Raw genomic sequence first — 14,875 nt, forward strand, 5'->3', positions numbered from 1 at the left:
CCGGAACGATGGCAGGCCGGGACCGAGGCGCACCAGCCGCCAGGTCTGTCGGTCGTTTTCCACAGGCTTCGCACGGTGGATGAGAACGACCCGGCGATCCGTGGCAGGCTGTGCGCCATGTTGAGAACGACTCTCGTTCGCGCTCGGATCGGCCGCGCTCGTATCGACGGAGCGTGCTGACGTGGCGAACCTGCTCATGATCGAGAGCTGGTTGCAGTCCACCGGCCTGATGCTCCCGCCCCTGCTGCGCGACGGCGGCCACACCTACGTGCTGGTCACCCGCGACCCCGACCTGTACCGCCTGCCCGACGGCACGCCGCACCCCGTCCTCGCCCTCGCCGACGGGGTGGTCGTCGCCGAGACCAACGACGACGCCGCGCTCGTCGCGGCCACCCGGCGGATCGCGGCGGCCCGGACGATCGACGGCGTGCTGACGACCTGCGACTACTACCTCCCCGCGGTAGCCCTGGTCGCCGAGGAGCTCGGGCTGCCGGGTGCGCCGGCGGACGTCCTGCGCACCGCGACCCGCAAGCACCGGGTGCGCCAGGCGCTCGCGGCCAGGGGAGTACCGGACGTGCCGTTCGCTGTCGCCGCCACCAGGGACCAGGCGCACAAGGCTGCGGCGGACCTCGGCTACCCGCTGGTGGTCAAACCGGTCGACATGAACTCCGGGACCGGCGTGCGCAAGGTGGTCGACGAGGCCGGCCTCGCGGTCGCCTTCGCCGAGGCGGTCGCCCCCGAGCGCAACACGCGTGACCAGCCGCTGGAGCGGCTCGCTCTGCTCGAGCGCGTCCTGCAGGGGCCGGAGTACAGCGTCGAGTCGGTGACGCGCGACGGCGTCACGAGGGTGCTGGGCATCACCGCGAAGTCTGTGGCGGAGCCGGGCGTCGAGGCCGGTTCCGGGTTCGTCGAGTCGGGGCACCTGTTCCCCGCCCCGCTCGCGCCCGCCGAGCGTGCGGCGATCGAGCGGCATGTCGTAGCCGTGCTCGACGCCGTCGGCCTCACCCACGGGATCAGCCACACCGAGGTGCGGGTCACCGCCGTCGGGCCGCGACTGATCGAGCTGAACCCCCGACAGGGCGGCGGCTACATCTTCGAGCTGGTGCGCCTGGTGACGGGGTTCAACCCGCTGCAGGTGCTGGTCGACCTGGCACTGGGCCGGGAGCCGGTGCCGGGTCCGTCGGTTGCCACGAGCGCGGCGGTCGCCTTCCTCCTGGCCGACGCCGACGGCGTCGTGCGGGAGGTCCGGGGCGCTCAGCGCCTGGCCGAGGACGGCCGCGTGCTCGGCCACGAGACGCCGTCGGCCGGCCGGGAGGTGCGGCCCGGCGACAACAACGAGCGGATCGGCCATGTCCTGGTCGTGGACCGGACGGGCCACGAGGCGAAGACCTGGGCCGACGACCTGGCATCCGGCCTAAACATCACGATCGACGCCAGAATCCCCACCCCCTGACCGAAGCCCACAACGAACGCCCCGGCGCTGGTGCGCCGGGGCGTTGTCTCGTGGTGCGGGTGGTGTCAGTCCGGGACGATCAGGCCGCGGCGGACGGCGGGGACCAGGCGGGCTGGGACCTTCACCTGCCGCCCGTCCACCGTGGTCACGGGGACGAGCTCGGGCACCTGGGCCTTCCACTGCGAGCGCCGGGACCGCGTGTTCGACCGGGACATCTTTCTCTTGGGGACCGCCATGGGGTCAGCGCTCCTCGCGGAAGTCCACGTGCTGGCGGACGACGGGGTCGAACTTGCGCAGGACGAGCCGGTCGGGGTCGTTGCGCCGGTTCTTGCGGGTCACGTAGGTGAACCCGGTGCCCGCCGTCGAGCGCAGCTTGATGATCGGTCGGAGGTCTACGCGCGAGGCCATCAGTTACCGCCCTTGCTGTCCTTGGTGCTGGTGTTCTTGCCACGGTTGGCGTAGCGCTGCCGGAACTTCTCGACGCGTCCGGCGGTGTCGACCACGCGGGCCGAGCCGGTCCAGAACGGGTGGCTCGCGCTGCTGATCTCGACGTCGACCACGGGGTAGGTGTTGCCGTCGGACCATTCGATGGTGGCAGTCGGTACGCCGGGGCCGGCGTCCGTGTTGCCCGCGAGCGTGGAGCGGGTGAGGAACGCGAAGTCGGCGCTCCGGTCCCGGAACACGACGGGGCCGTAGGTGGGGTGGATGTTCTTCATGACTTGGCTCCTTCCGCTCAGCCCTGGCGCGCCTTCCAGCGCGGGTTGAGCTTGTTGATGACGAACGTCTTGCCGCGGCGGCGCACTACCTTGGCGCCGGGCTTGTCCTTCAGGGAACGCAGGGATGCGCGAACCTTCATGTGTCACTCCTTCGATGGTGGGCCTGGGGCCGAGCGGGTCGCCAGCGGGCTTTCACCAGCTGGACTTGGTCACCCCGGGCAGCTCGCCGCGGTGCGCCATCTCGCGCAGGCGGATGCGGGACAGGCCGAACTTGCGCGAGTAGGCGCGGGGCCGGCCGTCCACGACGTCGCGGTTGCGCAGCCTCGTGGGGCTGGCGTCGCGCGGCTGCTTGGCCAGCTCGCGGACGGCGGCGAGCCGCTCGGTCTCGGGCAGGTCCAGGTTCCGCAGGGCGCGCCGCAGCTCGGCGCGTCGCTCGGCGTACCGGGCGACGACCTCGCGGCGCCGGGCGTCGGCGGCGATCTTCGACTTCTTCGCCATCAGACCTTCTCCCCTCGGGCCAGGATCTGGGCGACGACCACGTCGATGCCCTTGCGATCGATGGTCTTGATGCCCTTGGCACTCACGCGCAGCGTGACGTTGCGGCCGAGCGACGGAACCCAGTAGCGCTTCTTCTGGATGTTCGGGTTGAACCGCCGCTTGGTTCGCACGTGGGAGTGCGAGACCGAGTGGCCGAACCCCGGCACGGTGCCCAGCACCTGGCATCTGGCTGACACATGACCTCCTGCTGTTGCGGCGGCGAGGCCGTCGCTGGTGAGAACCGTTCTCACAACGCGCTACAGTGAACCAGAACTGAGAACGGTTATCAATTATTCCGGGCTGGGCCAGGCCGATCCCGGGCGAGGAGGCAGCGTGTACGGAACCGGCAAGAACCGCGGAATCATCCCGGTGAGCGTCCTGGCCACCACCGACCCCGTACTGCGCGACTCCGCGCTGTTCGGCCTCCTCATGGACGCCCCAGGAGTCGTCGCGGTACGGCACGACATCTATGAGGATCACCTCCGGCGCGTGGTCCAGGACGCCGGCGGCGTCGTCGAGGACGTGCTCGTGCCGCTCGAGCACGCCTGCCTGTCCTGCGCCGTCCGCGAGGACGCCGTACCGACCATCGCGCGCCTCGCCCGTGACGGCCGGTGGACCCACGTGCTGCTCGCCCTGCCGGTCAGCGCCGAACCCCTGCCCGCCGCCCGCGCCCTCGCCGCGGAGACCAGGCCCGGAGGCGCACTCGCCCACACCCGCGTCGCCACCTCGTTCACCGTCATCGACGCCGAGACGCTCCAGCAGGACCTGTTCGGCGACGACACCCTCGTCGAACGCGGCCTGGAGCTCACCGTCGACGACGAACGCTCGGTCGGGGAGGCGCTCGCGGCGCAGATCGAGCAGGCGGACCTGGTGGTGACGAGCGCGTCGCCCTCTCCGACGACGTCGGGCCTGCTGGACCGGCTGCGTGGCGCGGGGACGCGCCGCGTGGACGGCCTGCACGCGCTGTCGGCGGTCGACCTCGGCGCCGCGACGCACTCGCCGTCCCGCGCCGAGCGCCGGGCTCACCCGCTCGGTGCCGTGGCGACCACCGGCTCGGGCGCCGTGCCGGAGGACCGGAGCTGGACGCTCGAACTGCGCTCGGCACTGCCGTTCCATCCCGAGCGGCTGCTCGACCGGATCGAGGACCTGAGCTCCGGCGGCCTGCGGGCGCGTGGCGTGTTCCACGTCGCCGACCGGCCCGGTCTCGCGTGCCTGTGGGACGGTGCGGGCGGTCAGCTCGCCGTCGCCGACCTGGGGCCGTGGTCGGAGGTGTGCGCGGGGACGGCGCCGCACACGCGGATCGTGGTGGTCGGCGTGGCGGACGACCGCGGCCCGGGCGCCGGCGTCGTCGACGACCGTCAGCGCCTGCGCGAGGCGTTCCACGCGGCGCTGTGCACCCCGGAAGAGGTGGCCGCCGGCGTCGAGTGGCTGTGGCGCGAGGACCACCTGGCGCCGTGGCTGGGGGCGCGCTCGGCCTGACCCTCCGTTGAGTGCTGGATATCTGCGCAATCAGAACGTTTCGACAGCGCAAATAGCCAGCACTCAACGGCCTGCAGGGGTTAGCGGGGGGAGAGGTAGGCGGCAGTTCTTGGGCGGACGCCGGTGGGGGTGGTCCAAGTGGCCTCGCCCGAGGCAACGCGGGTCCAGCCGAGGCGTTCGTACAGGCGGACGGCGGAGCTGCCGTCGTCCACGACGTCGAGGACGAGCCGGCGTCCGCGCCGCGCGGGCGTGTCCTCGACCCGCTCCAGCAGGGCGGCGGCGACGCCGGTACCGCGTGCCGCAGGTGTGACGAACAGGCGGCTCACACCCGCCAGCCCGGTCACGGGTACGCCGGCCGCCTCCGCGAGCTCGGCGGCGTACTCGACCTTGCCGCCTTCGACGAGCATCACGTGCCCGACGACCTCGCCGTCGGACAGGGCCACCCACGCGTCGAGCGCGCCGGGGGGTGTGAGCCAGGCCGTCGGGTTATCCGGCCAGGCCATGGGGTAGCCGTCGCACTCGTGGACCAGCCGCAGCGCCGCGACGACCCGGTCGAGGTGGGCCGCGTAGCGCGGGGCGATCATCAGGTCGGGCACGGGCACAAGGTATCCGACGGCTGGAGCTATTGACGGTCGACGGCGCCGGGGTGCGTAGGCCTTGCGCGAGGGTGGTTTTTCGTTGTCCGACATGGGCAATTTCACCTACCGTGATTGCTCGGGAATGACTCTTATGTCGGGCTGCGCAGGGGAGCGTGTGATGAGGCCGTCTGATTGGTCGCCGGTGGGGCTGGACGCTGACCCTACGCCGGGGGATCCGGTGCTTGTGCTGTCGGGTGGGCAGGAGTATCTGGAGGTCGCGGACTCGATCGACAACGCGGCGTCGGCGATGTCGCGTCTGGATGTCGAGGGCACGATCTCGCAGGCGGTGGATGCGTTGATGGAGACCAAGGAAGAGACCATCGGCGAGATCCGGCGCGCCCATGGCCGGTACGTCGCCGCCGGCGACGCGCTGGTCGGGTACGCGGATGCGTTGGAACGCGTGCAGTCCGAGACGCTGGCCGCGTTGGAGCAGGCACGCACTGCACGGGACGCGGCGGACTCCGCGTCGGGGTCGAAGGACCGGTGGCAGGAGATGGCCGACTCCGCCACCGACGAGAGCGAGAAGCAGGAGTACCAGCAGAAGGCCGACCAGGCCAGTGACGACGCCGATCAGGCGGCCGGGACGATCTCTACCGCGCAGGGCACGATTGAGACCGCCGTCTCGGACCGGGACCGGGCCGCGGAGAGTGCGATCGATCAGATCGAGGAGATCACCAGCTCGGATGACCTGAATGACGGGTGGTGGGAGGACTGGGGCTCCAAGCTGGTGGCCGCGATCGCGGATATCGCCGACATGATCTCCACCATCGCCGGGATCCTGGCGATCATCGTGGCGTTCATCCCCGTGGTCGGTACCGCGCTGGCCGGGGTGTTGATCGTGATCGCAGCGGTAGCCGCCATCGTGTCCGCGCTGGCGAACATCACCCTGGCCGCGACCGGGGAGCGCTCCTGGGCTGAGGCGGGCATCGCCATCGCCGGAGCCGCCCTGTCGGTGATCGGTCTGGGCGGTGCGGCCAAGGCCGCGACCGGGCTGGCGAAGGGCATCGCGAAGGCAGGCGGCTTCAGGCAAGCGTTGAAGAACGGATGGTGCAAGCTCGGGTTCGGTGCGTGCTTCGTGGCCGGCACCCCGGTGCTGACCGCGGATGGCACCAAGCCGATCGAGGACATCGTGGTCGGCGACAAGGTCTGGACCCGCAACCTGCAGACCGGGTTGGACGAGCTGCAGCTGGTGGCCGAGACGTTTGTGCACCAGGCCCTGGCCCTGTACCACCTGACCATCAACGGCGCGATCGTCTCCACCACGGCCGAGCACCCGTTCATGGTCCAGGACAAGGGCTGGCAGATGGCCGGCAACCTCCGCCCCGGAGACGTGCTGATCACCCCCGAAGGCACCACGACCCTGGAAGCGGTCGACGTCGAGGAACGTGATCTCGAAGACATCGAGAACGTCTACAACTTCCACGTCGAGAACAACCTCAACTACTACGTGCACGCCGGCGACACACCCGTCCTGGTCCACAACACCCACAAGGCAGGGGCGGCCAAGCATTGGCTCAAGGGAACTCAGGCCAATGCCGGCAGGATCCCGTCTTCGGTTCGCCAGGCGATGAGTGGCAAGACGTTCAAGGACTGGGCCGATTTTCGGGAGACCTTCTGGAAGACCGTCGGAGATGACGGCGACCTGGCGAAGCACTTCAGCTCGAGCAACCAGACCATCATGAAGAACGGTAACGCGCCGTTCGTTCACAGTAGTCAGACCTTCGGTGGGCAGGACCGCTACGTGCTCCATCACATCACGCCGCGCGCTCAAGGTGGAGCTCTCTACGACTTCGATAATCTGATCGTGGCCACCCCGCGCTTCCACCGGGAGGTCCTCGACAGTGCATACCACTACGGAGGCAGAAATACATGAGCGGAGTCACGGAAGAGCGCAGGGCAGAACTGGTGCGCATGGTCAGGTTCATCATGGACGGCATGCCTGGCCTTTCCGAAGAAGAAGGTAGCCGGACAGTCGCGGAGTTCGAGAACGCCGTCCCACATCCCGCGGCGCGCGACTTGATCTTCTTCCCTGACGAACACTTCGACTCGGAACCGACGGCCGAGGAGATCGTCGAACGTGCACTCAGCTATCGGGCGATTCAACTTTGAGGGTGTCGAGGCGGCAACCGATCACCACAATGCCGTGGGATGCCTGATCGTTCCGTCAGCCCACCCGCCCAGGCAGTGACGTCCCACGGCGGCGTCGGCGATCTTGCCGGGGCTGTCCGCACGGTCGAGACGCGCGGCGCGTACTGATCGGTCTGCACGGCGTGGCCCCGGCGTGAGTCGGGGGCCGCACTCTTGTGCGGTCGGCACCTCCTACTGGACTCGTCCTACCGGAAGTGGCCTCGCTCGACGGCCTGGCGGATCGCCGACTTGTAGTCCTCGGGCATGTTGACGGCGTCCGCCTCGTCCGGGGTGACGAGCACCAGTTCCTTGTGCTCGTGGCTGAAGGCGGGCGCGGCGTCGCCGTCGTACGTCGCGAGGAAGGTCAGGACGAATACGTGACGGTTCGGGAAGACGCGGTACACCCACGTGTGGAAGGGGTCACCCACCGTGGCGTCCCAGGCCAGCTCCTCCTGGATTTCGCGGGCGAGGCACGCCGCGGGCTCCTCGCCGGGCTCGAGCTTGCCGCCCGGGAGCTCCCACTCGTCCCGCTCGTTACGCAGGAGCGGAAGCCGGCTCTGCCAGCTGATGACCGCCTTGAGCGAGACGGGGAGCTGGTACTCGAAGTAGCCGGGATTGCGCTCGATCAGGTAGGGCTCGTCGAGGGAGCGAGTGCTGAGCAGGTCCATCGTTCGACGGTAGCGTCGGGCAATTCGCTTGGGCGGACGTCGGCCGGGTGCGTACGGTCGCGGTCGATGAACATTCCGAAGCGACAGGTGCGCGCCGTCTACGACGCCGACACCATCACCGTCTACCAGGCCTACCCGCCCGAGATCGCCGATGCCGCCGTCCGCGCCGGCCGGTTCGTGCCACCGTTCAAGCGTGAGCGGATGACGTGGGTCAAGCCCTCGTTCTGCTGGATGATGTACCGCTGCGGCTGGGCCACCAAGCCCGGCCAGGAACGCGTCCTGGCGGTGCGCATGTCGCGCGAGGGCTTCGAGCAGGCGCTCGGCATGGCCTCACTCAGCCACTTCGACCGCAGGCTCTACGACGACGCCGCGGCGTGGGCCGCGCAGAAGGCGGCTAGTCCGGTACGGGTCCAGTGGGATCCGGAGCGCTCGCCCACAGGTGCCGCGCTGAAGCACAGATCGCTGCAGGTCGGGATCGGCGGGGCGGCCGTGAATGCGTACGTGGACGAGTGGGTGGTCGGGCTGGCGGACATCACCGACCGGGTCCTGACCTGGCGTGCGGACCTGCACGGTGGGGGTTCGCCCGCGCTGCCTGACGAGGTGCCGTACGCGCTGCCCGCGGAGATTGCGGCTCGCATCGGGGCGGACGAGGAAATCACCTCGATCTGAGTTCATCGGCCATGCCAGGGTCGTCCCATGCTGACCGCTCCTGAGCAGCGCCTCATTGATGCGGCGCTCGACACCGTTTCGCGTCTTCCCGCCGACGGCACCTACCTGAACACCGTCGCGTCCGCCGTGATGGACATCCACGGCGACATCTACACCGGCGCGAACGTCGCCCACTTCACGGGCGGCCCGTGCGCGGAGCTGGTGGCGCTTGGGGTTGCGGCGGGCGCCGCAGCGGGACCGATCTCGCACATCGTCGCGGTCGGTGACGAGAACCGCGGCGTCATGCCTCCGTGCGGACGATGCCGCCAGGTCCTGCTCGACCAGCAGCCCGACTGTCGCGTCGTCGTTCCCGGCAGTGATAGCCCGATCAGCGTCCCGGCCCGCGAGCTCCTTCCGTACCCGTCCCAGCACCCGGACGCGAACCCGCCGCGTCTGCTGCGGTTCAGCCCGGGGCACTGGGCGAACGTCGTCGGCGGCGTCAAGACCGCCACCACCCGCTTCAACGACCCCGCCGTGCCGGGGCCGGCCACATTCCTGTTCGAGTTCGACGACCGGTTCCGGTCCCTCCCGGGGGTGGTCGAGTCGGTCGAGCACGTCCGGTTCGCCGACATCACCGACGCCCAGGCCGCCCTGGAAGGCTGCACGGCCGACGAGCTGCGCACGGCACTGCGGACCCACTACTACCCAGAGATCCTCGATGACGACGTCGTCGACTTCGTGCGCTTCCGGGTCACCGGAAAGGAGCTCATCCACGACCCGGAGTCATGATCGCGCTTGCCCGGGACCAGCGGGCGAGCGCTGCGATCGCCACGACGTCGAGGACCACCACGCATCGCTCGACCAGACCGAGCGCCGACTCGCTGAGCGATCCCGGGCCGCTGTCCGCCAGGAGCACCGCCGCGAACGGCACTACGCAGGCCATGGTCAGGCCGGCGATGACGCCGACGGTCCGCGCGTGCGAACGCCAGCGCGAGTCACCCCGATGCCGCCACCACAGCAGGGCGCAGAGCGCGGGCAGGCTGACGAAGTTCACCACGGTGCAGAGCATGTGCACCGTGCCGAACCAGGTGCCCGGGCTACCGACGGGGTCCTTGAGGACGATCGTCAGCCCGAGCAGGCTGAGACACCACAGCGCGAGGAGCGCCGTCGCCACCGGCCGGGACCGCAGGAGCCCGTCGCGCACCCAGTGAGCGCCCAGCAGGACGACGGCGAGATTCGCTCCCAGCAGCGCCAGCGTGTAGGCGACTCCGGGTTCCGCGGTGCGCACCGGGTACTCGGACATGAGGTCGCGGACCGGGTCCACGCCGCCGGATCCGGGTAGCAGGTGGACGCCGATCAGGGTCACGAGGGCTGCCGCGGCCAGGTAGAGCGACCATCTCAGGAGGGGCCGGGGTGAGGTGATCTCCATGGCCCCGAAATTAGGCAACGGGCGCTGGGGACCGGAATGGTGCCCGCCGCCGTGATCGGGTGGGGCTGTCCTCCGACGACGCGCCCTAGACCTCGGGCCGCAAGGCCGCGAAGCTTCGTTCGAGCAGTTCGGCGACCGTGGTGTCGTCGTCGGCGTCCGCCCAGGTGGTGAGGGCGACGTCGAAGCAGGCGAGCGCCGACTGGACGATGATCTCGGCGCGTAGCGCCGTGTCCTCGCCGTCGAGCCGCTCCGTGACCAGCGGTGTGAGCATGCTCGCCCAGAGCATGTGCTTCTCGAGGTTCCGCGCGCGCAGGGAGGCGGTGCTGTCGAGCACGCGCCTGGCGAGCTTGCCGCGGTCGTCGGCCACGAAGCTGTGGGCCGAGTGTGAGGCGACGACGGACTCGAAGGAGATCCGGAGCGACTCCCACACCGGCTCGTCGCGGGGGCGGGCCGTGAGGGCGTCGCGCACGAACTCGCCCAAGGGTGCCGGCTCGCCGACGACTACGTCTTCCTTGGCCGGGAAGTAGCGGTGAAAGGTGCGCCCGGACATACCCGCGGCGGCGGCGATCTGCTCGACCGTCACCTCATCGAACCCGCGTTCCGCGAACAGGTCGAGGGCGACCTCGGTGATGCGCGCGCGGACGGCGTCCCGGCCGATCTCTCGCAGGCTGGGCCCGCTGCTGGGCGTGCTCGACATGCCTCCCAGAGTACAGGCGCCGCCAGATGTGTCAGTGACTGACAGAAGAGGCGTACACTGACACGCATCCACTCAAGAAGGGTTTTCACATGCAGACACGCAAGCTGGGCCGACAGGGCCTGACCGTCTCGGCACTGGGCTACGGTGCGATGGGGACGGCGATGGCCTACGGGCCCACCGACGACACGGAGTCGACCGCCGCGATCCGCCGCGCCCACGACGAGGGCGTGACGTTCTTCGACACCGCCCAGATGTACGGCGGGGGAGCGGGGGAGAGGCTGCTCGGCCACGCGCTCGCGCCGATCCGCGACGAGGTGGTGATCGCGACGAAGTTCGGCGTCAGCGAGAGCTGGGGCCCCGACTCGCGGCCCGAGTACATCCGCGAGGTGGTCGACAACAGCCTCCGGAACCTGAACACCGACACCATCGACCTGCTCTACCAGCACATCCCCGACCCGAACGTCCCGATCGAGGAGGTCGTGGGCGTGATGAAGGAGTACGTGGACGCCGGCAAGGTCAAGTACCTCGGCCTGTCGAACACCGACGAGGAGTCGATCCGCCGGGCGCACGCGGTGCACCCGATCTCCGTGCTCCAGGACGAGCACTCGATCTTCGCCCGCGACTCGGAGCCGCTGCTGCCGGTCCTGGAGGAGCTCGGCATCGGGTTCGTCGCCTACTCGCCGCTGGCGCGTGGCTTCCTCAGCGGTGCAGTCCAGTCCCGGGACGGGCTCGACGCGACCGACCTGCGCAACAGGATCGGCTGGTGGGCGCCCGGGAACTTCGAGGCGAACGTCGAGATCTCGCGGCGGCTGGGGGAACTTGCCGCCAGCAAGGGAGTGACGCTCTCGCAGCTCGCTCTCGCGTGGCTGCTGGCCCAGAAGGACTACATCGTGCCGATCCCGGGGTCTCGTAACCAGGAGCGAGTGGCCCAGAATGTCGCGGCGGCCGGGATCACGCTGAGCGAGGAGGACCTGGCGCTCATCGCGGAGATCGCGCCCGACGGCGGGGTGGGGAGCCGCACCATCTGAGGTGCTGGACCTGCGGGTTTCTCGCGGCCGGCCGGCGGCGGGATGACCATGCGGACGCTGCCAGGATGAAGCTCATCTTGGCAGCAACCGCATGGTCATCCCGACCACGTGTGGTCCGGTGCCGCGATGCGGTGTCCGACGTGGGCGTTATGTGACCCTGTTGCGGTGGACGATTTCCCTTCTGGATCGCCGCATGTAGCGCTTCGCGTCCACCGGTGCCTGGGTTGCGGAAATCCAATGTCGGTGGATCCACTCTCTTTCGTGCGGATGCGCCTCAGCTGAGCAGTGATCTGGCGTACCTGGACTACTCCAGGTGAAACTCAAACCGCTCGTCCCATCCGTATTCGAGATCATGGTTTGCAATAGACTGGAATATAACGGTGATCCTTGACCCGGTGATGTCACCGATCTCACCGACTCGGACCCCGCCGTCGATCAGATTCTGGAGGACCTGCTCGACGACCTCCATGACTTCGCCGGCGGCGGCCGTAGGCAACGCGCGGTGGGCGTACCGAAACGGCGATCACAGTTCGAGGCTGTCGTCGGCGAGCTCACCTGACACCGCCGACTCGACGTTCGCGATTGCTTCAGCGGTTGACTCTGCCGTCAGGATTCCGGGTTGAACTTGAGCCCTCTTGCCGCTTGCTGAAGCACTGGTGGTACTTATGCGGAACGGGCAAACATGTCGACGCCCTTGCTTCGGCCAAGTATCACGTCCCCGATGGGTCGTGGATCAGCTCTGCTGCAGCGCCAACCTTATATGTCCCGCTATCAAAAATCTCAATGACGACGGCGCATCCGGAATAGCCAGATGTCTCAAGGCTAGGTAGATCTACCGCGACTTCGAAGGAATGAGCCGTCGCTATGAGGTCGTGAATATCTGCCGCATCTTCCATGAGTTGCACAAGCTCTTCCCAGGTAATGCTAAAGCCGTGGGGAGAGTTATCGACCTGACTCTCGAGGTCAGGAACTGATAGGCCTCGAAGACCGTTACCTACGATCTCGAGATCTCGGAGATACCAGACGAGCGCGTTGGCCCGATGCCGGTCGACCACCTTGAAGAGCTGTTCAACGTAGTTTTCCTGCAGGTCCAGATCATTCCATTCCAAGGGCATTATTCCTCCAAGGGCTCCGCTGGGCCGCGCTTTTTGTCTCCGCCGGTCGGGTTGTCGGAGTACCGGTGCTGGTGCGGGTTGGTGTGCTGCGCCGCGCGACCATGATCGGTCCAATGGATATCACGGATCACTTCGCCGTCGTTGCCGAACTCACGTGCGGCAGGATACGTGCCCTTTCGGCCCTGTCCGAGCTGAGTATGAGGGAACTCCGAATCTGGAATGTTCCTACCGTGATTGTCCCTTGGCAACGACCGCTTCGGGAACCATGAGCCGTCCCCGTGATTGGCGTTGTGGACGAGGACGGGTGTGTCGCCGGCATGGACGTAGTAGTTGGAGTGGGTCTCGACGTGGAAGTTGTAGACCGTCTCCGCATCGGCATCGGTCCGCTGTTCGGTCTCGATGGCCTGGACCGGAACGTTGGTGCCCTCCGGAGTGACTAGCAGGTCCCCGACGTTCAGGAACGCGGCGTCGACCCAGCCTCGCCTGTGCACCATGAACGGGTGCTCCGCCGTGGTCGAGACGACCGAGCCTGCGATGGTGAGGTGGATCAGCTCGGTGGTGGTCCGCACGAAGGTGTCCGTGACCAGCTGCAGTTCGTCCCGGCCTGTGGCCAGGTCGTGCGCCCAGACCTTGTCGCCGACGCGGATCTCCTCGATCGGGCGCTGCCCGTCCGGGGTATGGATCAGGGTTCCGGCCACGAAGCACTTGCCGAACCCGAACTTGCACCACCCCTTGCTCATGGCCTGCTTGAAGCCACCTGACTTCGCGATCCCCTTCGCCAGCCCGGTCGCGGCCTTCGCCGCACCGCCCAGACCGATCAACGACAACGCCGCACCCGCGATCGCGATGCCCGCCTCCGCCCAGGACCGCTCACCCGTGGCCGCCAGGGTGATGTTCGCCAGCGCGGACACGATGGCGGCCACCGCCGCGATGACGATCAACACCCCGGCCAGCGCGGTACCCACCACGGGAATGAACGCGACGATGATCGCCAGGATCCCGGCGATGGTGGAGATCATGTCGGCGATATCCGCGATCGCGGCCACCAGCTTGGATCCCCAGTCCTCCCACCACCCGTCATTCAGGTCATCCGAGCTGGTGATCTCCTCGATCTGGTCGATCGCATTCTCGGCGGCCCGGTCCCGGTCCGAGACCGCGGTCTCGATCGTGCCCTGTGCCGAGCTGATCGTCCCGGCCGCCTGATCGGCGTCGTCACCGGCCTGGTCGGCCTTCTGCTGGTACTCCTGCTTCTCCGACTCGTCGGTCGCGGAGTCGGCCATCTCCTGCCACCGGTCCTTCGACCCCGACGCCGCATCCGCCGCATCCCGCGCCGTCCGCGCCCGCTCCAACGCCACCAGCGTCTCGGACTGCACGCGCTCCAGGGCGTCCGCGTACCCGACCAACGCGTCACCCGCGGCGACATACCGGCCGTGAGCTCGACGGATCTCGCCGATGGTCTCTTCCTTCGTCTCCATCAACGCATCCACCGCCAACGAGATCGTGCCCTCGACATCCAGACGGGACATCGCCGACGCCGCGTTGTCGATCGAGTCCGCAACCTCCAGATACTCCTGCCCACCGGACAGCACCAGCACCGGATCCCCCGGCGTCGGGTCGGCGTCCAACCCCACCGGCGACCAATCAGACGGTCTTGACATGTGCGCCCCCCGCGAACCACGACAACGACGCCGCCGACAGTACCTACCGGTTACGCCCAGGACCAGGAAAGACATGCCATTGGTGTGCTCCGCGACGGCTACGGCTGACGCGCATGGAGGGGGCGGGGAGACCCGTCGCACTCTCTTGCGCTGTCGATAGCGTGCGGGAATGCTCGCTGCCCCGCGCCCCATCCTGTTCCTCGACGTCGACGGGACGCTCCTGCCGTTCGGCGGTCCCGGTATGCCGGTGGTTCCGGATGCGCCGGGGGTGTGGACGGCGTCGTCCAATCCCTATCTGGCGCGGATCGACCGGTCGCTCGGCCCGCTGCTGACCGGGCTGGGATGCGATCTGGTGTGGGCGACGGCGTGGATGGACGACGCCAACGAGGTGATCGCGCCGCTGCTCGGACTGCCGCGGTTGCCGGTGGCCGACCTCCCCGCTTACGACGGCGACATCGCCGACGACCGTCTGCAGTGGAAGACCAAGGCGCTGGTGCGGATCGCGGAGGGGCGGCCGTTCGTGTGGGTCGACGACGTGATCGGAGAGGCGGACCGGTGGTTCGTCGAGCTGGAGCATCCTGGGGCAGCGCTGCTGCACAAGGTCGGCTCGGACGTGGGGATCACGACCGATGATCTGGCCGTGATCGAGCGATGGCTGCGGGCGCTGAGGCGCTGACCATTG

At 68.5% G+C, this 14,875-nt stretch carries 21 protein-coding genes; 8 read left to right on the forward strand and 13 right to left on the reverse strand.

Annotation, left to right across the window (positions count from 1 at the left end; all coding sequences use genetic code 11):
• Positions 1-181: 181 nt before the first annotated feature.
• Positions 182-1,453 (forward strand): ATP-grasp domain-containing protein, encoded by a 1,272-nt coding sequence (locus EW117_RS13330; RefSeq protein WP_129787197.1) that lies wholly within the window; start codon positions 182-184, stop codon positions 1,451-1,453.
• A gap of 65 nt (positions 1,454-1,518) precedes the next feature.
• Here EW117_RS13330 and rpmF read toward each other — a convergent pair whose 3' ends face one another.
• From rpmF to rpmB, 6 genes are read right to left on the reverse strand one after another with little or no spacing between them, the layout of a single operon-like run.
• The gene (gene rpmF / locus EW117_RS13335) at positions 1,519-1,689 is read right to left on the reverse strand and encodes a 50S ribosomal protein L32 (RefSeq protein WP_129787198.1); all 171 of its coding nucleotides are present in this window, start codon (positions 1,687-1,689) and stop codon (positions 1,519-1,521) included.
• A gap of 4 nt (positions 1,690-1,693) precedes the next feature.
• Positions 1,694-1,861, reverse strand: a complete 168-nt coding sequence (rpmG, locus tag EW117_RS13340; RefSeq protein ID WP_129787199.1) for a 50S ribosomal protein L33 — start codon at positions 1,859-1,861, stop codon at positions 1,694-1,696.
• Positions 1,861-2,169, reverse strand: coding sequence for a type B 50S ribosomal protein L31 (locus EW117_RS13345; RefSeq protein ID WP_129787200.1), 309 nt, complete (start codon positions 2,167-2,169; stop codon positions 1,861-1,863). The genes rpmG and EW117_RS13345 overlap by 1 nt, the downstream gene beginning before the upstream one ends.
• Before the next feature lie 17 nt (positions 2,170-2,186).
• Complete coding sequence (ykgO, locus tag EW117_RS13350; RefSeq protein WP_129787201.1) at positions 2,187-2,309, reverse strand: type B 50S ribosomal protein L36; 123 nt, start codon at positions 2,307-2,309, stop codon at positions 2,187-2,189.
• A gap of 52 nt (positions 2,310-2,361) precedes the next feature.
• Complete coding sequence (gene rpsN, locus EW117_RS13355; protein WP_129787202.1) at positions 2,362-2,667, reverse strand: 30S ribosomal protein S14; 306 nt, start codon at positions 2,665-2,667, stop codon at positions 2,362-2,364.
• Positions 2,667-2,903, reverse strand: coding sequence for a 50S ribosomal protein L28 (rpmB, locus tag EW117_RS13360; RefSeq protein WP_129787203.1), 237 nt, complete (start codon positions 2,901-2,903; stop codon positions 2,667-2,669). Before rpmB ends, rpsN begins: the two co-directional genes overlap by 1 nt.
• Before the next feature lie 136 nt (positions 2,904-3,039).
• Here rpmB and EW117_RS13365 point away from each other — a divergent pair, with 136 nt between their 5' ends.
• Positions 3,040-4,185, forward strand: a complete 1,146-nt coding sequence (locus EW117_RS13365) for a GTP-binding protein (RefSeq protein ID WP_242504277.1) — start codon at positions 3,040-3,042, stop codon at positions 4,183-4,185.
• Positions 4,186-4,265: 80 nt separating this feature from the next.
• Here the strand turns inward: EW117_RS13365 and EW117_RS13370 are convergent, their stop codons facing one another.
• A complete protein-coding gene (locus EW117_RS13370) occupies positions 4,266-4,781 on the reverse strand; it encodes a GNAT family N-acetyltransferase (RefSeq protein ID WP_207211859.1) in 516 nt (171 codons plus the stop codon).
• Between the two features lie 184 nt (positions 4,782-4,965).
• Here EW117_RS13370 and EW117_RS13375 point away from each other — a divergent pair, with 184 nt between their 5' ends.
• Both EW117_RS13375 and EW117_RS13380 read left to right on the forward strand, forming a co-directional pair.
• Positions 4,966-6,696 (forward strand): polymorphic toxin-type HINT domain-containing protein, encoded by a 1,731-nt coding sequence (locus EW117_RS13375; RefSeq protein WP_207211860.1) that lies wholly within the window; start codon positions 4,966-4,968, stop codon positions 6,694-6,696.
• Positions 6,693-6,932, forward strand: coding sequence for a bacteriocin immunity protein (locus tag EW117_RS13380; protein WP_129787205.1), 240 nt, complete (start codon positions 6,693-6,695; stop codon positions 6,930-6,932). The genes EW117_RS13375 and EW117_RS13380 overlap by 4 nt, the downstream gene beginning before the upstream one ends.
• A gap of 224 nt (positions 6,933-7,156) precedes the next feature.
• Here EW117_RS13380 and EW117_RS13385 read toward each other — a convergent pair whose 3' ends face one another.
• A complete protein-coding gene (locus tag EW117_RS13385) occupies positions 7,157-7,618 on the reverse strand; it encodes an NUDIX hydrolase (RefSeq protein WP_129787206.1) in 462 nt (153 codons plus the stop codon).
• A 66-nt stretch (positions 7,619-7,684) separates the two neighbouring features.
• Between EW117_RS13385 and EW117_RS13390 the strand changes: the two genes are divergently transcribed.
• Entirely contained in the window at positions 7,685-8,287 is a 603-nt protein-coding gene (locus EW117_RS13390; protein ID WP_129787207.1) for a DUF4291 domain-containing protein, read from the forward strand.
• Between the two features lie 27 nt (positions 8,288-8,314).
• Positions 8,315-9,055 carry an ASCH domain-containing protein gene (locus tag EW117_RS29430; RefSeq protein WP_165362681.1) on the forward strand — a complete coding sequence of 247 codons (741 nt, stop codon included), beginning with the start codon at positions 8,315-8,317 and terminating at the stop codon, positions 9,053-9,055.
• Here EW117_RS29430 and EW117_RS13400 read toward each other — a convergent pair.
• Positions 9,033-9,695 carry a DUF998 domain-containing protein gene (locus EW117_RS13400; protein ID WP_129787208.1) on the reverse strand — a complete coding sequence of 221 codons (663 nt, stop codon included), beginning with the start codon at positions 9,693-9,695 and terminating at the stop codon, positions 9,033-9,035. The two genes, EW117_RS29430 and EW117_RS13400, sit on opposite strands and share 23 nt — an antisense overlap.
• Before the next feature lie 85 nt (positions 9,696-9,780).
• Positions 9,781-10,392: a TetR family transcriptional regulator gene (locus tag EW117_RS13405; RefSeq protein ID WP_129787209.1), complete on the reverse strand. Its 612-nt coding sequence runs from the start codon at positions 10,390-10,392 to the stop codon at positions 9,781-9,783.
• Positions 10,393-10,481: 89 nt separating this feature from the next.
• On the opposite strand from EW117_RS13405, the gene EW117_RS13410 reads away from it, so the two are divergent.
• Complete coding sequence (locus EW117_RS13410) at positions 10,482-11,420, forward strand: aldo/keto reductase (RefSeq protein ID WP_129787210.1); 939 nt, start codon at positions 10,482-10,484, stop codon at positions 11,418-11,420.
• A 304-nt stretch (positions 11,421-11,724) separates the two neighbouring features.
• Here EW117_RS13410 and EW117_RS29435 read toward each other — a convergent pair whose 3' ends face one another.
• From EW117_RS29435 to EW117_RS13420, 3 genes are all read right to left on the reverse strand, one after another.
• On the reverse strand, positions 11,725-11,889 hold the full coding sequence (locus tag EW117_RS29435; protein WP_165362682.1) for a hypothetical protein: 165 nt from the start codon (positions 11,887-11,889) through the stop codon (positions 11,725-11,727).
• A 241-nt stretch (positions 11,890-12,130) separates the two neighbouring features.
• On the reverse strand, positions 12,131-12,535 hold the full coding sequence (locus EW117_RS13415; protein WP_129787211.1) for a hypothetical protein: 405 nt from the start codon (positions 12,533-12,535) through the stop codon (positions 12,131-12,133).
• Positions 12,535-14,385 (reverse strand): polymorphic toxin-type HINT domain-containing protein, encoded by a 1,851-nt coding sequence (locus tag EW117_RS13420; protein WP_129787212.1) that lies wholly within the window; start codon positions 14,383-14,385, stop codon positions 12,535-12,537. The genes EW117_RS13415 and EW117_RS13420 overlap by 1 nt, the downstream gene beginning before the upstream one ends.
• Here EW117_RS13420 and EW117_RS13425 point away from each other — a divergent pair.
• A complete protein-coding gene (locus EW117_RS13425) occupies positions 14,363-14,869 on the forward strand; it encodes an HAD domain-containing protein (RefSeq protein WP_129787213.1) in 507 nt (168 codons plus the stop codon). The genes EW117_RS13420 and EW117_RS13425 overlap by 23 nt on opposite strands.
• The last annotated feature ends 6 nt before the right edge of the window (positions 14,870-14,875 follow it).

This window comes from Promicromonospora panici (assembly GCF_900608595.1).
GTDB classification, from domain to species: domain Bacteria; phylum Actinomycetota; class Actinomycetes; order Actinomycetales; family Cellulomonadaceae; genus Promicromonospora; species Promicromonospora panici.

Excerpts from the sequence above, each read along its gene's own strand:
- ykgO (WP_129787201.1), bottom strand. The coding sequence starts at position 2,309 with ATGAAGGTTCGCGCATCCCTGCGTTCCCTGAAGGACAAGCCCGGCGCC.
- EW117_RS13425 (WP_129787213.1), top strand. The coding sequence starts at position 14,363 with ATGCTCGCTGCCCCGCGCCCCATCCTGTTCCTCGACGTCGACGGGACG.
- rpmG (WP_129787199.1), bottom strand. The coding sequence starts at position 1,861 with ATGGCCTCGCGCGTAGACCTCCGACCGATCATCAAGCTGCGCTCGACG.
- EW117_RS13380 (WP_129787205.1), top strand. The coding sequence starts at position 6,693 with ATGAGCGGAGTCACGGAAGAGCGCAGGGCAGAACTGGTGCGCATGGTC.
- EW117_RS13390 (WP_129787207.1), top strand. The coding sequence starts at position 7,685 with ATGAACATTCCGAAGCGACAGGTGCGCGCCGTCTACGACGCCGACACC.
- EW117_RS29435 (WP_165362682.1), bottom strand. The coding sequence starts at position 11,889 with ATGGAGGTCGTCGAGCAGGTCCTCCAGAATCTGATCGACGGCGGGGTC.
- EW117_RS29430 (WP_165362681.1), top strand. The coding sequence starts at position 8,315 with ATGCTGACCGCTCCTGAGCAGCGCCTCATTGATGCGGCGCTCGACACC.
- EW117_RS13400 (WP_129787208.1), bottom strand. The coding sequence starts at position 9,695 with ATGGAGATCACCTCACCCCGGCCCCTCCTGAGATGGTCGCTCTACCTG.
- EW117_RS13385 (WP_129787206.1), bottom strand. The coding sequence starts at position 7,618 with ATGGACCTGCTCAGCACTCGCTCCCTCGACGAGCCCTACCTGATCGAG.
- rpsN (WP_129787202.1), bottom strand. The coding sequence starts at position 2,667 with ATGGCGAAGAAGTCGAAGATCGCCGCCGACGCCCGGCGCCGCGAGGTC.
- EW117_RS13415 (WP_129787211.1), bottom strand. The coding sequence starts at position 12,535 with ATGCCCTTGGAATGGAATGATCTGGACCTGCAGGAAAACTACGTTGAA.
- EW117_RS13410 (WP_129787210.1), top strand. The coding sequence starts at position 10,482 with ATGCAGACACGCAAGCTGGGCCGACAGGGCCTGACCGTCTCGGCACTG.
- EW117_RS13420 (WP_129787212.1), bottom strand. The coding sequence starts at position 14,385 with ATGGGGCGCGGGGCAGCGAGCATTCCCGCACGCTATCGACAGCGCAAG.
- rpmF (WP_129787198.1), bottom strand. The coding sequence starts at position 1,689 with ATGGCGGTCCCCAAGAGAAAGATGTCCCGGTCGAACACGCGGTCCCGG.
- EW117_RS13405 (WP_129787209.1), bottom strand. The coding sequence starts at position 10,392 with ATGTCGAGCACGCCCAGCAGCGGGCCCAGCCTGCGAGAGATCGGCCGG.
- EW117_RS13345 (WP_129787200.1), bottom strand. The coding sequence starts at position 2,169 with ATGAAGAACATCCACCCCACCTACGGCCCCGTCGTGTTCCGGGACCGG.